16 protein-coding genes and 1 tRNA gene are annotated in these 14,313 nt (G+C 64.4%); 9 read left to right on the plus strand and 8 right to left on the minus strand.

The features are described 5' to 3' along the window. Positions 1 to 137 precede the first annotated feature (137 nt). Positions 138 to 214: transfer RNA gene (locus ACLRDN_RS16980), tRNA-Met, on the minus strand. 200 nt (positions 215 to 414) lie between these two features. Here ACLRDN_RS16980 and ACLRDN_RS16985 point away from each other — a divergent pair. The 4 genes from ACLRDN_RS16985 to ACLRDN_RS17000 all read left to right on the plus strand — a co-directional run bounded on the left by ACLRDN_RS16985 (position 415) and on the right by ACLRDN_RS17000 (position 3,816). Further along, on the plus strand, positions 415 to 981 hold the full coding sequence (locus ACLRDN_RS16985; RefSeq protein WP_413457237.1) for an NUDIX hydrolase: 567 nt from the start codon (positions 415 to 417) through the stop codon (positions 979 to 981). 17 nt (positions 982 to 998) lie between these two features. Continuing rightward, the gene (gene aat, locus ACLRDN_RS16990; RefSeq protein ID WP_413457238.1) at positions 999 to 1,742 is read left to right on the plus strand and encodes a leucyl/phenylalanyl-tRNA--protein transferase; all 744 of its coding nucleotides are present in this window, start codon (positions 999 to 1,001) and stop codon (positions 1,740 to 1,742) included. A 120-nt stretch (positions 1,743 to 1,862) separates the two neighbouring features. Then, positions 1,863 to 2,591 carry an arginyltransferase gene (locus ACLRDN_RS16995; protein WP_413457239.1) on the plus strand — a complete coding sequence of 243 codons (729 nt, stop codon included), beginning with the start codon at positions 1,863 to 1,865 and terminating at the stop codon, positions 2,589 to 2,591. A 154-nt stretch (positions 2,592 to 2,745) separates the two neighbouring features. Then, entirely contained in the window at positions 2,746 to 3,816 is a 1,071-nt protein-coding gene (locus ACLRDN_RS17000; protein WP_413457240.1) for a quinone-dependent dihydroorotate dehydrogenase, read from the plus strand. An 87-nt stretch (positions 3,817 to 3,903) separates the two neighbouring features. On the opposite strand, the gene ACLRDN_RS17005 is transcribed toward ACLRDN_RS17000, so the two are convergent. After that, on the minus strand, positions 3,904 to 4,047 hold the full coding sequence (locus ACLRDN_RS17005) for a hypothetical protein (RefSeq protein WP_006464155.1): 144 nt from the start codon (positions 4,045 to 4,047) through the stop codon (positions 3,904 to 3,906). Between the two features lie 239 nt (positions 4,048 to 4,286). Here ACLRDN_RS17005 and ACLRDN_RS17010 point away from each other — a divergent pair, with 239 nt between their 5' ends. The 3 genes from ACLRDN_RS17010 to ACLRDN_RS17020 all read left to right on the plus strand — a co-directional run bounded on the left by ACLRDN_RS17010 (position 4,287) and on the right by ACLRDN_RS17020 (position 6,153). Continuing rightward, positions 4,287 to 4,886: a gamma-glutamylcyclotransferase gene (locus tag ACLRDN_RS17010; RefSeq protein WP_413457241.1), complete on the plus strand. Its 600-nt coding sequence runs from the start codon at positions 4,287 to 4,289 to the stop codon at positions 4,884 to 4,886. A 35-nt stretch (positions 4,887 to 4,921) separates the two neighbouring features. Beyond that, positions 4,922 to 5,341 carry an NAD-GH domain containing protein gene (locus ACLRDN_RS17015; RefSeq protein WP_413457242.1) on the plus strand — a complete coding sequence of 140 codons (420 nt, stop codon included), beginning with the start codon at positions 4,922 to 4,924 and terminating at the stop codon, positions 5,339 to 5,341. 680 nt (positions 5,342 to 6,021) lie between these two features. Next, positions 6,022 to 6,153, plus strand: coding sequence for a hypothetical protein (locus ACLRDN_RS17020; RefSeq protein ID WP_413457243.1), 132 nt, complete (start codon positions 6,022 to 6,024; stop codon positions 6,151 to 6,153). A gap of 108 nt (positions 6,154 to 6,261) precedes the next feature. On the opposite strand, the gene ACLRDN_RS17025 is transcribed toward ACLRDN_RS17020, so the two are convergent. Together ACLRDN_RS17025 and ACLRDN_RS17030 are read right to left on the minus strand one after the other, a co-directional pair. After that, complete coding sequence (locus ACLRDN_RS17025; protein WP_413457244.1) at positions 6,262 to 7,110, minus strand: alpha/beta hydrolase; 849 nt, start codon at positions 7,108 to 7,110, stop codon at positions 6,262 to 6,264. Then, positions 7,107 to 8,519 carry an HdeD family acid-resistance protein gene (locus ACLRDN_RS17030; protein ID WP_413457245.1) on the minus strand — a complete coding sequence of 471 codons (1,413 nt, stop codon included), beginning with the start codon at positions 8,517 to 8,519 and terminating at the stop codon, positions 7,107 to 7,109. Before ACLRDN_RS17030 ends, ACLRDN_RS17025 begins: the two co-directional genes overlap by 4 nt. Before the next feature lie 144 nt (positions 8,520 to 8,663). Between ACLRDN_RS17030 and ACLRDN_RS17035 the strand changes: the two genes are divergently transcribed. Together ACLRDN_RS17035 and ACLRDN_RS17040 are read left to right on the plus strand one after the other, a co-directional pair. Next, the gene (locus ACLRDN_RS17035; RefSeq protein WP_413457246.1) at positions 8,664 to 9,437 is read left to right on the plus strand and encodes a YdcF family protein; all 774 of its coding nucleotides are present in this window, start codon (positions 8,664 to 8,666) and stop codon (positions 9,435 to 9,437) included. A gap of 252 nt (positions 9,438 to 9,689) precedes the next feature. Next, positions 9,690 to 11,489, plus strand: coding sequence for a methyl-accepting chemotaxis protein (locus ACLRDN_RS17040; RefSeq protein WP_413457247.1), 1,800 nt, complete (start codon positions 9,690 to 9,692; stop codon positions 11,487 to 11,489). Positions 11,490 to 11,555: 66 nt separating this feature from the next. Here the strand turns inward: ACLRDN_RS17040 and ACLRDN_RS17045 are convergent, their stop codons facing one another. From ACLRDN_RS17045 to ACLRDN_RS17060, 4 genes are read right to left on the minus strand one after another with little or no spacing between them, the layout of a single operon-like run. Further along, positions 11,556 to 12,443 carry an HD domain-containing phosphohydrolase gene (locus ACLRDN_RS17045; RefSeq protein WP_413457248.1) on the minus strand — a complete coding sequence of 296 codons (888 nt, stop codon included), beginning with the start codon at positions 12,441 to 12,443 and terminating at the stop codon, positions 11,556 to 11,558. Continuing rightward, positions 12,443 to 13,021, minus strand: coding sequence for a chlorite dismutase family protein (locus tag ACLRDN_RS17050; RefSeq protein ID WP_413457249.1), 579 nt, complete (start codon positions 13,019 to 13,021; stop codon positions 12,443 to 12,445). The genes ACLRDN_RS17045 and ACLRDN_RS17050 overlap by 1 nt, the downstream gene beginning before the upstream one ends. Positions 13,022 to 13,039: 18 nt before the next feature. Next, positions 13,040 to 13,681: a DUF1109 domain-containing protein gene (locus ACLRDN_RS17055; RefSeq protein WP_413457250.1), complete on the minus strand. Its 642-nt coding sequence runs from the start codon at positions 13,679 to 13,681 to the stop codon at positions 13,040 to 13,042. Continuing rightward, positions 13,678 to 14,307, minus strand: a complete 630-nt coding sequence (locus tag ACLRDN_RS17060; protein WP_413457251.1) for a sigma-70 family RNA polymerase sigma factor — start codon at positions 14,305 to 14,307, stop codon at positions 13,678 to 13,680. The genes ACLRDN_RS17055 and ACLRDN_RS17060 overlap by 4 nt, the downstream gene beginning before the upstream one ends. Positions 14,308 to 14,313: the final 6 nt, after the last annotated feature.

The raw sequence follows: 14,313 nt of genomic DNA on the forward strand, positions 1-14,313 counted from the left end.
AGTACAGCAGGCGCGCATACTGGTAGCCGAGCTCTATGGGAAAATCGATGTCGTCGCCGATGGCGAGAATGTCTGGGCTGAATACAACAATGCCGCTGAGAAGCTTTTGATCGCTTCTAGCGGCATGTCTCTAAAACTGGTTGCGGGGGCAGGATTTGAACCTACGACCTTCGGGTTATGAGCCCGACGAGCTGCCAGACTGCTCCACCCCGCGTCTGAAGAAAACAATTATAGGGCAGCTAAAATAGGAATGCAAACATTTTCTGCAATCTTTTTACAGTGATACACTCCTAACCGCATTGCAGCTTCCCGCCGCCGTCCACGACAGCGTCCCAACGCCCCGTCGCCGCAGCAGGAAAATGCACCACGGGCCCTTCCCTACTATATATATAGACAGACACCTTCCGAGCCTCTATGAAATTCTGTTCCGAGTGCGGCCACACAGTCTCCCTGCAGATCCCTCCCGATGACACCCGGCTGCGCCATGTGTGCGGCAACTGCGGCGCAATCCATTATCAGAATCCAAAGATGGTGGTCGGCTCCATCCCCGTCTGGGATCAGGACGGCCAAACCAAGGTCCTGCTCTGCAAGCGCGCCATCGAGCCGCGCCTCGGTTACTGGACCCTGCCAGCCGGTTTCATGGAAAACGCCGAAACCACCGAAGACGCCGCCCGCCGCGAAACCGAAGAGGAAGCCGGCGCCCGCATCGATCTGCACGACCTGTTCTCCCTGGTCAACGTACCCCACGTGCACCAGGTCCACCTCTTCTACCGCGCCACCCTGCTCGACCTCGACTACCAGGCCGGTGTCGAAAGCCTGGAAGTGGCCCTCTATACAGAAGACCAGATCCCCTGGCAGGACATCGCCTTCCCCACGGTGGAATTCACCCTGCGCGCCTTCTTTGCCGATCTCAAGAACGTGCGCAGCGGTGAAGGCAGCTTCACGCTGCACACCGAAGATATCCGCCGCCGCATGATCTGATCCGCAGGAGCACGCGGATGATCGCCTGGCTGGACCTCGATACGCCCTTCCCCGACGTCTCCCGCGCCCTGGCCGACCCGGCCGGGCTGCTGGCGGCGGGCGCTGACCTGTCGCCACAGCGCCTGCTGGAAGCCTATCGCCATGGCATCTTCCCCTGGTTCTCCGAAGGCCAGCCCATCCTCTGGTGGAGTACCGATCCGCGCATGGTCCTGCGCACCGATCACTTCGTCGTCTCCGACAGCCTCAAGAAAACCCTGCGCCGCATCGAACGCAGCCGCCAGGGCGATGGCCTCTGGCAAGTCACCTTCGATACCGTCTTCGAACAGGTCATGCAAGGCTGCGCCGGGCCGCGCCGCCACGAACAGGGCACCTGGATCTCCCCCGAGATCATGGCCGGCTATACCGGCCTGCACCGCGCCGGCTACGCCCATTCCTCCGAAGTCTGGCTCAACGGCGAACTGGTCGGCGGCGCCTATGGCGTCTCCATCGGACGCATGTTCTACGGCGAATCCATGTTCGCCCGCGTGAGCGATGCCTCCAAGGTGGCGCTGGCGCACCTGGTGTTCTTCCTGCGCAGCCACGGCGTGGAGATGATCGACTGCCAGCAGGAAACCTCGCACCTGGCCTCGCTGGGAGCCCGCCCGATCCCCCGCAGCGACTTCCTGCAACACCTGCGCGCGGCCATCCAGTGGCCGCAGATCCGGGGCTGGGAGCCGCTGAACCTGCTGGAGCACGGCATCCCGTCGGCCCGGCGCGACTGAGCCTGGCGCCGTTCTTCACTGCAGGCATCAAAATGGTGTAAATTGGAATCTGACTCCAGGGACCGCACGGGGCAGCAGAGACCTCGCCGCCCGCCTCCCGCAAGACAGGACAGGACGCACATGACGCATCTCAAAGACTTGCCCTTCTCCACGTTGCAGTTTTATGCAACCGCGCCCTACCCGTGCAGCTATCTCGATGACCAACAGGCCCGTTCGCAAGTGGCCACCCCCTCGCACCTCATCAATGCCGATGTGTACTCGGAGCTGGTCAAGACGGGCTTTCGCCGCAGCGGCATCTTTACGTACCGCCCTTACTGCGATGGCTGCAATGCCTGCACCCCGGTACGCATCCGCGTGGCCGACTTCGACCGCAACCGCAGCCAGCGCCGTGCCTGGGAACGCAATCGCGGCCTGCAAACCCTGGTCACCAACCTGACCTACGCCCACGAACATTACGAGCTCTACCTGCGCTACCAGTGCGCCCGCCACGCCGGCGGCGGCATGGACCAGGACAGCCGCGACCAATACGCGCAGTTCCTGCTGCAGAGCAAGGTCAACACCCGCCTGGTGGAATTCCGCGAGCCTGACGGCACCCTGCGCATGGTCAGCATCATCGATGTGCTCAATGACGGGCTGTCCTCGGTCTACACCTTCTTCGATCCGGACCTGCCGGCGGCCTCCTTCGGCACCTACAACATCCTCTGGCAGATCGAACAGGCGCGCCAGCTCGAGATGCCCTATGTCTACCTCGGCTACTGGATCAAGGAAAGCCAGAAAATGGCCTACAAGACCAATTACCAGCCGCTCGAAGCCCTGCACGAGGGGGAATGGCGCCTGCTGGAAGGCTGAAGCGCGCTTCATCTCTGTGGCGCATCGTCTGCAAAAACGGGCGCAGAGGCATCAAATTTTGGGCAAGGGCGGCGCCGGGGCGGGGAAGGATGGGCGCTGCGCGTTAGAATAGCGGCAGTTTTTTTGGCCCTCTTCCTTTCCTGATCGTCCCATCGTGTCCGACAAATTCCTCTACGCGCTCGCGCGTCCGCTGCTGTTTTCCCTGGAACCCGAAACCGCCCACCATCTGGTGCTGCCGGCCCTGCGCTGCGCCGCACGCTACAGCCTGACCGACTTCGTCACCAAAAAGCCGGCCGCCGATGCGCGCACGGTCATGGGCATTACCTTCCCCAACCCGGTCGGCATGGCCGCCGGACTGGACAAGGACGGCGCCTACATCGACGGCCTGGCTGCGCTGGGCTTCGGTTTCATCGAGGTGGGTACCGTCACGCCGCGCGCCCAGCCGGGCAATCCGCTGCCGCGCATGTTCCGCCTGCCGGCCGCCAACGCGGTGATCAACCGCATGGGCTTCAACAATGGCGGGGTGGATGCCTTCGTGGCCAATGTCCAATCCTCGCGCTTCTACCAGGAGCGCCAGGGCGTGCTGGGCCTGAACATCGGCAAGAACGCCGACACCCCCATCGAGCGCGCCGCCGAGGATTACGTGGCTTGCCTGGAAAAGGTCTATCCCTATGCCAGCTATGTGACGGTGAATATTTCTTCGCCGAACACCAAGAACCTGCGTCAGCTGCAAGGGGCCTCCGAACTGGATTCGCTGCTGTCGCAACTGAAAACCGCCCAGCGCCGCCTGGCCGACCGTCACGGCCGCTATGTGCCGGTCGTGCTCAAGATCGCGCCGGACATGGAGTTGGAGCAAGTGAAGAATGTTGCCGACGCGCTGCTGCGCCATCAGATCGACGGTGTCATCGCCACCAACACCACCATCACCCGCGATGCCGTGCAAGGCCTGCCCCATGGCGACGAGGCCGGCGGCTTGTCGGGCAAGCCGGTGCTGGAGCTGTCCAACCAGGTGATCCGCGGCCTGAAGGCTGAAGTGGGCGAGGCCCTGCCCATCATCGGCGTGGGCGGCATCTTCAGCGGTGCCGATGCGCAGGCCAAGATCGATGCCGGCGCCTCGCTGGTGCAGCTCTACACCGGCCTGATCTACCAGGGACCGGCGCTGGTGCATGAATGCGCCGAGGCATTGCGTGCACCTCAGGCGCCTGTGGCGGCGGCGCATCACTGACCTGGGCCACCAGGCACAAACGAAAACAGCAGGCCTGGTGCCTGCTGTTTCTCTTTGAAGCTGCGCCAGGGTGGGCGCCGCGCGCGCTTACTGCTTGGAGGACTCCTTCTTGAGATTGAAGATCCGGCGCGCATTGGCGTCCGATTCGGATTTCTTTTCAAAATCGGTCTTTTCGCAACCGGCCAGCACAACGCCAACGACCAGCGTCAGCAACATGACGACGACACGCATGATATTCCCCTGAAATTTCGGATAAGGCCCCGGCAAGTCGCGCTCCCCTCCCGCGGGCAGGCGGACAGCGCCATGGCGTGCGCCCCGGCGGGCAGCACCGCGGGCCGGCAGGCGCCATTTTATGCGCAAAAGATCACCTCACGATGACCATCTGTGAAAGTTTCCGCGCAAAACCGCCTGCGGTTCCCCTCTATAATGGCAAGCTTCCGGCGGCCAGGCCGTCGCCCTGCTTTGTGTCCATGTCCGTCAACACCATCGCCATCAATCGCCAGATGCGCCGTTTCGATGACCACGCCAGCGTCTGGCTGTTCGGTTACGGTTCCATCATCTTCAAGGCTGACTTCCCGTATCTGGAACGCCGTCCGGCCCACATCACCGGCTGGGCGCGGCGCTTCTGGCAAGGCTCGCACGATCACCGTGGCACCGCCGAGGCCCCCGGCCGGGTCGTGACCCTGGTACCCGAAGAAGGCGCCGAGTGTGCCGGGATGGCTTACCTGATCACCCCGGAAGTCTTCGCCCACCTGGATCACCGTGAAAAAAACGGCTACCTGCGGCTGGCCACGGCCATGCGCTTCGACGACGGCCAGAGCGCCGAAGGCCTCATCTACATCGCCGCCGAAGACAACGAAGCCTTTGCCGGCCCCGCCAGCGAGCTGGAGATCGCGCGCCAGATCGCCGGCGCCGTCGGACCCAGCGGGCGCAACAGCGAATACCTGCTCAAGCTGGCCCAAGCCCTGCGCGAGCTGGGCGCCCAAGATAGCCACGTCTTCGCCATCGAACAGCACCTGCTGCAGCTGACCGGGCAACCCGCCGTGCTATCGTCTGCCCCACGCCCCTGAGCCAGGCATCCCCTACTCCAACAAGGAAAAAGAACATGATCAAGACCATTGCCGCCGACCTCACCCTCCTGATGTCCCTCGCCGCCTGCACCACCCCGGTGGAACGCACTGCCACCGGCGACATTCCCGCCGCACGCATCTACATCAAGAGCATGACCGAACAGGCCACTGGGCTGTCGCAGGTCACCTTCACCCGCGCCGCCGGACTGCTCAACAACGACATGCTGGAACTGGCCATCAACGACGTCGTGCTGGCCCAGATCGCCGGCGGCGAGCGCCTGTCGATCTGGCTCAAGCCCGGCAGCTACGATTTCAGCATCAAGCGCGTCAGCAGCCTGGGCAGCAATGCCGGCCCGACCCGGGACAAGCTGACCGTCCAGGTGGCCCAGGGCGCCAGCTACCAGGTGCAGGTCAGTACCGAATTGCGCGGCCTGAGCCTGCAATTGGCCAGGTAAGCCAAACGCCCCGCGCAGCAAGAGGCGCCGGACCGCGTTGTTTTACATCACTGCCCCTGTCGTGCGGATGACACACCGCATTGCAGGGGCGGTTTGCTTCTGGCCGCGCACCTTTACGCAAGTCTTTGATTAAAATAGATTTTTTAAAAATGATGAAGCTACGGTAACGACCATCCGCCTCATTATTCACAATTTAGATAACTGGTATTGGGATTCAAAATTGGAACTGCGCCCGTGAAGCGAATATATTGCAATGCAACAGATCAATTTCTTCCTCACGGAGCTCACCATGAACATCGTCGCCGACATCCTCCCGTACACCCTGCTCATCGGCGCCATGGTCGCGCGCTACCTGATTTCGGTCAAGTAAGCAGCCTTCTGGCCGGGCCAGCGCCAGTCTCCTTGAGGAGGCAGTGCGGCGCCACGGAGCAGTCCTGAAAAGCGGTTATTGTCGCGTTGCAACGCTGACAAGCCGCTTTTTCTTTTTGGGCGCGCGGACGATTGAAGTTGCATTAATTTGGTGCAAATATGCACCATTATCATCAGAACTGATATCTTGCCCCGGATTCGCCATGCCGAAATCACCGGCCCGCCGAGGTAAATCCATCTTTTCCGCTCACTTGCAAACCTGCTGCAGCGCATTACACTCGCAAGCTTTGCCACCGCAACGAAAGTGATGCATGAAGCGACTTGCCTCTCTCCTCGCCGCCTCCGCCCTGCTGCTGGCCGTGCAAGGCTGCGCCTGCGCGCCCGGCTTCATCGGCTTTGACAGCCGCTGCCAGTTCACCAACGTTCCCAGCGGACAACCCTGAATGAAGAAAAGCGCCGCATCGGCTCCTCCGGGAGTCCATGTCGGCGCTTTACATGCGTAATTCCACGTTAATTCCAGAACCTTTCTTCCGCCGCTGCCAGGCGTCTTCTCACTCCATCGGCGGCAGCGCTCGCAGCCACTCGCGAAGATCGTGCATGGCTTGCTCCCGCAATCCGGCTTCTTCATTGAAGATCTCGTGGTAAGCCGAGGCATACCAATGCAGCGTCTTGCGCTGGCCCGGCAGGGCCTCGAAGAATGCCCGGCTGCCGCGCGGCGCCACGAAGGCATCGTCGCCGGCCACCTGCAACAGCACCGGCCGGGTGAATTGCCCGGCATCGCGCGCCGCCTGGTGCATGGCGTCGAGCATGAAGTTGAGCATGCGCGGGGCGATCTTGCCGTGGTTCAGCGGATCTTGCCGGTACGCCCGCACCGCATGCGGATCATGCGAGATGCGCTGGGCCGGCAAGGCGGTCGGCAGCGCCAGGCCAGGGGCGATCAAGGAGGACACTTTCAGCAGGCATTGCTGCCAGCCCGACAGATCCAGCGCCAGCGCAGGCGAGGACAAAGCCAGCGCCCGTACCGGGCTGAAGCCGCCGGTAGCAAAGCGTGCCGCCACCAGGCCACCCATGCTGTGGCCGAACAAGATCGGCGTGCACTGGGTGCGGCGACTGAAGTCATCGAAAGTCTGCTTCAGGTCGCGCAGCAGGTCATCCGGTTGGATCAGGCTGCCCTGCCGACCGCCGGAATTGCCATGTCCGCGATGGTCGCAGATGCGCACCGACAATCCTGCTTCGTTGAACAGCCGCGCCAGTGCGCCATAGCGCCCGCCATGCTCGCCCAGGCCGTGCACCATCTGCACGGCCGAGGTGGCGCCGGGCAACAGCCAGTCACGGCAAAACAGTCGGGTGCCGTCGGCGGCGTCGATCCAGTGTTCCTGTGCAGTCAGGGGAAGTGTCATGGTTTCTTCAGGAGAGAGGAATCGGCATCCGCCTGGCTACGCCTGGCGCGCCAGGCCTTGCGCAGGCGGCGGCTCTGGCGCACTGCCAACTGCAGCGAGGCGGCCCAGGACAAGGGGCGCGGATGCACCACCGCCCGCAACGCACGGGCATAGTCCAGCACCATGCCGGGGGTCCAGGCCATGGTCACGGCCCGTTTGCGGATCTGGCTGGCGACCCAGATCTCGGGGGTGAACATCATCCGCACCGCATTGAACCAATGCCGGTCGCGCGCGCCGATGACGCCTTCCAGCGCCGCCTCCAGTGCGTGGGCAACGGTACTGGAGCAGTTGCGATAAGTCAGGTTGTAGATCTCGGTCTGGCGGTAATGCTGCCAGAAGCGGTCCAGGGAGGCGCGGCGGTAATCGCGGAAGGCGATCTTCTCGGTCGATTCGCACCAGGCGTCGGCTTCGCTACGGTAGTCGCTCAGGTAGCGCCCTTTGACGTCATTGTCGGCCGTGGCGCGCAAGAGGCGGGCGAACTGGTCCGGAGAGCGGTCGATTTCCTCAGCCGGATACAGGCTGATGTACAGGTCGGGCTGGATCTCCAGCGCCGCATGGCCAGTGGAGATGACGCCCTGCATGTCGACGGCGGCGATGTAACGGTCGATCACCGGCTGACGCCGCGCGGGGCCCTTGGCACTGCCGGCAGGCGTCCACACATGCACCGTCATCGGCGCCGCAGCTACGGATGGGGACGTGTCGGTAGCCGGCGTGTGCAGCCGCACTTGCAGGTCGGACGCACCGTCATGCAGTCCCGCATCGAAGGGCCGGTCGTCGCCGCTGTTGCGCTCGGCCAGTACGGCCGCCGAAGCCTGCTGCGGCAACATGCGGCTGCGCAGCGCCAGCCAGAGCATGTTCCAGCCGCCAAACATCAGCCCCAGCCCCAGGCAATAAGGCAGCGTTCCCTTGTAATGCGTGGGATAAGGCTGGAAAAAGAAGATCGCCAGCGCGATCTGCACCACGCCGCCCAGGAGCGCCATGCGCCAGCGCGGAAAGCGCACCACCAGGGCCGAGGTGATCTGCAGCGCGCCGCCTATGGTGAAGGCGATGCCAAAGAGCATGGCCAGTGCCATGTTGCTGGCCTGGTGCTGGGTGACGACCAGCACCGCGATGAGCAGGAACACCCCGCCCTTGGCATAGCGCAGGGTTTTCTGGGCGCCCATGCCGCTGTTGGCCACCCACAGGGTCAGCAGGCTTTCCAGCAGGAGCAGGTAGCCGAACAGGGTGAGCGGAAAATTGAGCACGCCATCGAGCGCATCGATGATCAGCGAAACGCCGATGGTGCCCCAGGCCAGACCGGCCACCGCCAGGGCATGCCAGTTGCGGCGGATGAAATCGGTGCCCAGCAATAACAAGACAAGTCGTATCACGGCATTCCCTGGGGCTGCGCCCTTCCCTTTGCGATCCCGCATTCTGGGGGATTACGTGGCGCGAGGCAAATCAGCCGCCGGCAAGACTGGCCCAGCCGGGCACAATGCCGCACAATGCCGGGCCGACTTCCTTGTCTCTCTATCATGTCCATGTCCCTGCCGGTCCTGATCTCCGCCATTGCCAGCAGCCTGCTGCTGCCGCCCGTCTCGCCCGTGCTGCTCTACCTGGCCGGCGTGATGCTGCGCCGCCGCGCGCCGCGCGTTGGCCTGGCCCTGATGTTGCTGGGTGGGGCGATCCTGCTGGTGCTCAGCACGCGCATCGGCGCCCTGTGGGTGGTGCGGCCGCTGGAAACGCAATACCCGCCATTGGCCAGCCCGGGCCAGGCCCAGGCCATCGTCATCCTGGGTTCGGGCCGCATGGACCAGGCCCCGGAATACGGGGGCAGCGACGAATCAACGCCCCTGGGCATGAAGCGGCTGCAATACGGTGCCTATCTCGCCCGCCAGACCGGCTTGCCCATCCTGGTCACGGGTGGCAGTCCCGATGGCTCGCCGCAAAGCGAAGCGGCGGTGATGGCGCGCACCCTGCAGCGGGATTTCGGGGTGGCAGTGTGCTGGCAAGAGACCCGCTCCGACACCACGGCCGAGAATGCCAGCTATTCGGCAGCCATGCTGCGGGCCGAGGGTATAGAACGTGTCCTGCTGGTCACCGACACCCTCCACATGCCGCGCGCCATGCGCGTCTTCACGCAGACAGGCTTGCAGGTGCAGGCCGCGCCCACCCTGTTCCTGGACCGTGCGCGAGCGCGCCCCACCGATTACCTGCCGCGTGCCGGCAACCTGGACCTGGCCAGCTATGCCCTGCGCGAATGGATCGGCCAATGCTGGTATCGCGTGCGCCACGCCTTGGGCCAGTGAAATCAGCTGCCGCCGCACAAGCCAAGAGCAAAAATGCGCGCCCTTGCTCCCCCTGTTCCGGCGTTCAGCGCGGCAAACCAGCGGTAGAGTGACAAAGTCGCGCGCATTTCGTCAGCAAAAGCCCGTGAACACCACCTTGACCAAGCAACAACCACGCTCACGCAAGGCGATGCACCCGGCCCGCCAGGCCAGGTGACACCGTCCCGGCACAACGATGCCAGCGAGCGCCTCTACAAAAATGGGAGATTCATCATGGGCCAGTTGTCCTTCAGCAAGAAGCTGTGGCTGCCACTCGGTTTGAGCCTTGTCGCACTCTTGGCGATTTCCGTCTTCAGCGCCTTCATGGTGCGTGACGTGCGTCTGGAAGAACGCAAGAACGACCTCACCAACATCGGCCAGACCGCGCTGTCCATGGTCAAGGCCTATGGTGCGCTGGCCGAAAGCGGCGCGCTCACCAAGGAAGAAGCGCAAAAACGCGCCAAGGCCGCCATGAAGAGCCTGCGCTACGGTACCGATGGCTACTTCTCGATTTCCACTTCGGGCCAGATCATCGTCATGCATCCCATCAAGCCGGAACTGGATGGCAAGGATCTCACCAACTTCAAGGATCCGGCCGGCAAGAACCTGTTCGTCGAGATCACCAAGGCCGGCAGCCAGCCCGGCGGCAGCTTCGTCAATTACCTGTGGCCCAAGGTCGGTGCGGCCGAACCGGTACCCAAGACCTCCTTCGTGATCTCCTACCAGCCCTGGGACTGGCACCTGACCACCGGCGCCTACATGGATGACATCAACGCCGCCTTCATGCGTACCCTGACGCAGATGGCCATCCTCTTTGCCGTCGTGGCGATAGCGCTGGTCGGATTGGTGATCGTGATCAACCGCGGCATCCTGCGCACCATCGGTGGAGATCCGGCCAAGGCGGCCGAAGTCGCCAACCGCATCGCCCACGGCGACCTCACCCCCAACATCGAGACCGCGCCGGGCGACCAGAGCAGCCTGCTCTTTGCCGTGCGCAGCATGCGCGATTCGCTCTTGAGCACCATCGCCAACATCAAGACCTCGGCCGACACCATCGCCACGGCCAGCCAGGAAATCGCCAGCGGCAACCTCGACCTGTCGGGGCGCACCGAACAGCAAGCCGGCTCCATCGAGGAAACCGCCTCGGCCATGGAAGAACTGACCGCCACCGTCAAGCAGAATGCCGACAACGCACGCCAGGCCAACCAGCTGGCCGAATCGGCCTCCGAAGTGGCGATCCAGGGTGGCAGCGTGGTCGGCCAGGTGGTGCAGACCATGGACGGGATTACCGACAGCTCGCGCAAGATTGCCGACATCATCGGCGTGATCGACGGGATCGCCTTCCAGACCAATATCCTGGCCCTGAACGCGGCGGTGGAAGCCGCCCGTGCCGGCGAGCAGGGGCGCGGCTTTGCGGTGGTGGCGTCCGAAGTGCGTTCGCTGGCCCAGCGCTCAGCCTCGGCCGCCAAGGAGATCAAGACCCTCATCGATGATTCGGTGGCCAAGGTCGATACCGGCAGCAAGCTGGTCGAACAGGCCGGCGCTACCATGACCGAGGTGGTGGCCAGCGTGCGCCGCGTCACCGACATCGTCGGCGAGATCAGCTCGGCCAGCCAGGAACAGAGCGCTGGCATCGCCGAAGTCGGCCGCGCCATCACGCAGATGGATGAAGGTACGCAGCAGAACGCCGCGCTGGTGGAACAAGCCGCCGCAGCCGCCCAATCGCTGCAGGATCAGGCCGCCACCCTGGCCGGCCTGGTCGGACGCTTCCATACCGATGGCAGCCAGGCGCGCACGGTGCAAGCGGCTCCGGCCGCATCAGCGAGCGCCAAACCGGCCCCACGCCCGGCACCGGCCGCCGCACCCCGCAAGCCGGCCGCAGCACCGGCTGCGCGGGCAGTCATTGCGGCCCCCAAAGCCGCTCCCGCCAAACCTGCCGCAGCGCCCAAGGCAGAGGCGACGGCCGCCAAGCCGGCAGCCAAGCCCTCTCGCCTGCCTGCAGGAGAGGACGAAGGGGATTGGGAAACCTTCTGAGGGATCAGTTGGCTGCACCACGAGCCCGCCTTGCGCGGGCTTTTTTCATGGTGCATGCAGCCTGGTTCAGGCCAGCGCCGCCAGGTTTTCTCCGACCAGGCGGCCGATGAGGCCGCTGTCGGGTGCCACGGCAAGTGCGCGGGCGGTATCCTGCTTGCCGGTGGCAATGAGGCCCTGGTCGTGCGGGGCGATGGTGTATTCGCTGTGGCAGGCCGGGCAATACAGCGTATCGCCGACGGCGGCGTGACGCGGGCGCACCACTACCGGACCACAGGAAAGACAGCGCTGCAGCGGAATGCCTTCGTCACTGTGGCCGACGATGTGGGCCAGTTCCTCATGGGCTTGCAGGCCGATGAAGAGACGTCCCAGGTTCGCATCGAACTGCTTGCCCAGCTCGCCCTCGATGATCTCCATGGCACGCTCGATGGGCATGCCGCTGCGATAGGGGCGCGTACTGGTCATGGCATCGAAGGCGTCGCAGATGCCGACGATGCGCGCGGCCAGGGGGATTTCCTCTCCACGGCGTCCGTAGGGATAGCCGCGGCCATCCGGGGTTTCGTGATGCAGCGGCACCGCGTCTTCGGCCAGGGCCGCCAGCGGATGGCCGGCCAGCATGCGGTGGCCGATCTCGGGATGGGTCTTGATGACGGCATATTCGGTGTCATCCAGACGCGATTTCTTGCCCAGTACGGCATCGGGAATGCCGATCTTGCCCAGGTCATGCAGGAAGGCGCCAACGGTAATGCGGGCTATCTGTTCGGAGGGCAAGCCTGCCGCCTCGGCCAGCAGGCGCGAGAGCCGCGCCACCCGCCACAGGTGTCCGCCGGTGTAGGGGTCGCGGGCCTCCACGGCCCAGGCCAGCAGGAACAGGCTCATCAACAACTGTTCGTCGCGCGCGGCCTGGCGCGCAGCGGTCTTGCGCGTGGCACGCTGCCACAGGGAAAGCAGACTCATCAAACAACTCCTTGCAGGGTGGGATTGTCCTGGACCAGCCGGATATCGACCTCGCGATCGACGAACCGCCATTCCGCACTCTGGCGCAGACGCGCCACCAGTTCTTCGAAGGCTTGGGCGTGTTGCGGCGCGTACTCGAACCAGGTCAGGAAATCGAAGGGCTGGCCCAGTTCGCGCGCATGATAGAGACGACGTGCGATGGGCGGCAGGTACTCCAGGCCGATGGCAATGTGGTGCGACTGTTCTTCCAGAATGGCGCGCCGTTCATCCTGGGCCAGGGCCCACCAGGCCGGGTTCTTGCGGATCGGGATGAGCGCCGCACAGCGTGCCTCCGGCCTGCCCAGCCCCTGCTGTACCGCTGCCAGGGTATCGAGCTCCTGCCGTGTGGCATAGCGCGGATGCCCGGTGGCACCATCGAGGCGCCACTGCGCGCCGGCGGCCACATCGCCGGCCTCGTCCGGCCCGACCACGGCCAGCCGGTCGGCCAGGGCAAGCGCCTGGCCCGTGACAGCGGTGATGCGCTCGATACGCCAGGCACCACGGGTACCCGCCACGAAGGCGGTCTGGATGACACTCATGCCTTGTCCCTCAAGAAGTTACCAGCGCAGCAGGCGCGGACCCAGCAGCAGACCCACTGCAGCCGGAATGAGAATGCCCAGGAAATACCAGGCGCCCCAGAAGGGAACGCCCATTTCCGGACAATGCAGGCAATACACCATGGTCGCGGTGGCGCCGGCCAGCAAGCCAGCCACCGCGCCAGTCAGGCGCAGCCGGGTTGGGGCCATGCCGCGCACGGCCCAGAAGATGCCGATGAACAGCGGAATGGACAGCAGCGCAATATTGAAGGGGCAGCTGCGCCAGCTGATGCCCATCAACAATGGCAGGCGCTGCGCTACGGGAGCGCTCAACAATACCAGCACGCCACCAAGCCAAACCGCCAGGCTGGGCAAGGCGATGCCCGCCCAGCGCGCCCCCACGCGCAAACCCGGACGCACCAGGCGCCGCAGCACCAGCATGGCGCCCACGGCCAGCGTGGTGGGAAACGCCAGCTTGATCCAGAACAGCGGCACGCTCAGCATCACGGCCAGGTCTGGCCGCAGCCCGTAGATCTTCAGCATCATCAACAGCGACGCCAGGCCACCCAGCGCCAGGGCCTGGGCCATCTGCCTGACAGGCAAGCGGCGGTCCACCGGCGCCACGCCGGTGGCCATCATCGAAATAAGGTCTTCAGTCTTCATGGTTGCAGTTTCTCCCTGATCTTCAGGGCCAGGGCTTTGAGGCCGCGATGGATACCCACCTTGACGGCCGATTCCGACATCCCCGTCAGTTGCGCCGTCTCGGCCACCGACAGGCCCTCCAGCTTGACGTGCACGATCGGCAGGCGCTGCTTGTCGGGCAATTCTTCGAGCAGGGCGCCGACATCGCGCCGCGCCTGGGCCGGTTCGTCGTCGCAGATGGCCAGCAGGTCGTGTTCTTCTTCCAGGGGGTCATTGAAGGCTTCGCGGCGCGAACGGGCGCGCAGGAAGTCCATCAGCTTGTAGCGGGCGATGGCGTGTACCCAGGCCGTCAGCGGCTGCTCGGGACGATAGGTATGGCGCGCATTGTGGATGGCCAGCAGGGTTTCCTGCACCACATCCTCCACATCGTCCTGCAGATGGACCAGCCGCTTGCGCAGGAAGGCCCGCAGGCGGCCGCTCAGTTCGGCCAGGAAGTTGCGGTAGGCCACGGCGTCGCCATCGAGACCGGCCAGCAGCAGCGTGCGCAGGCGCTCCTCGGCCGGATGCGCGGACTGGCCGGGACGGCCCGTGGCCTCCTCCGGCACGGCCGGGCCGCCAGCGGCCAACAGGTAAGGACTTTCAGTCATGGAATG

Origin of the sequence: Herbaspirillum huttiense (assembly GCF_047300815.1) — a bacterium.
Taxonomy (GTDB): Bacteria; Pseudomonadota; Gammaproteobacteria; order Burkholderiales; family Burkholderiaceae_D; genus Herbaspirillum; species Herbaspirillum huttiense_A.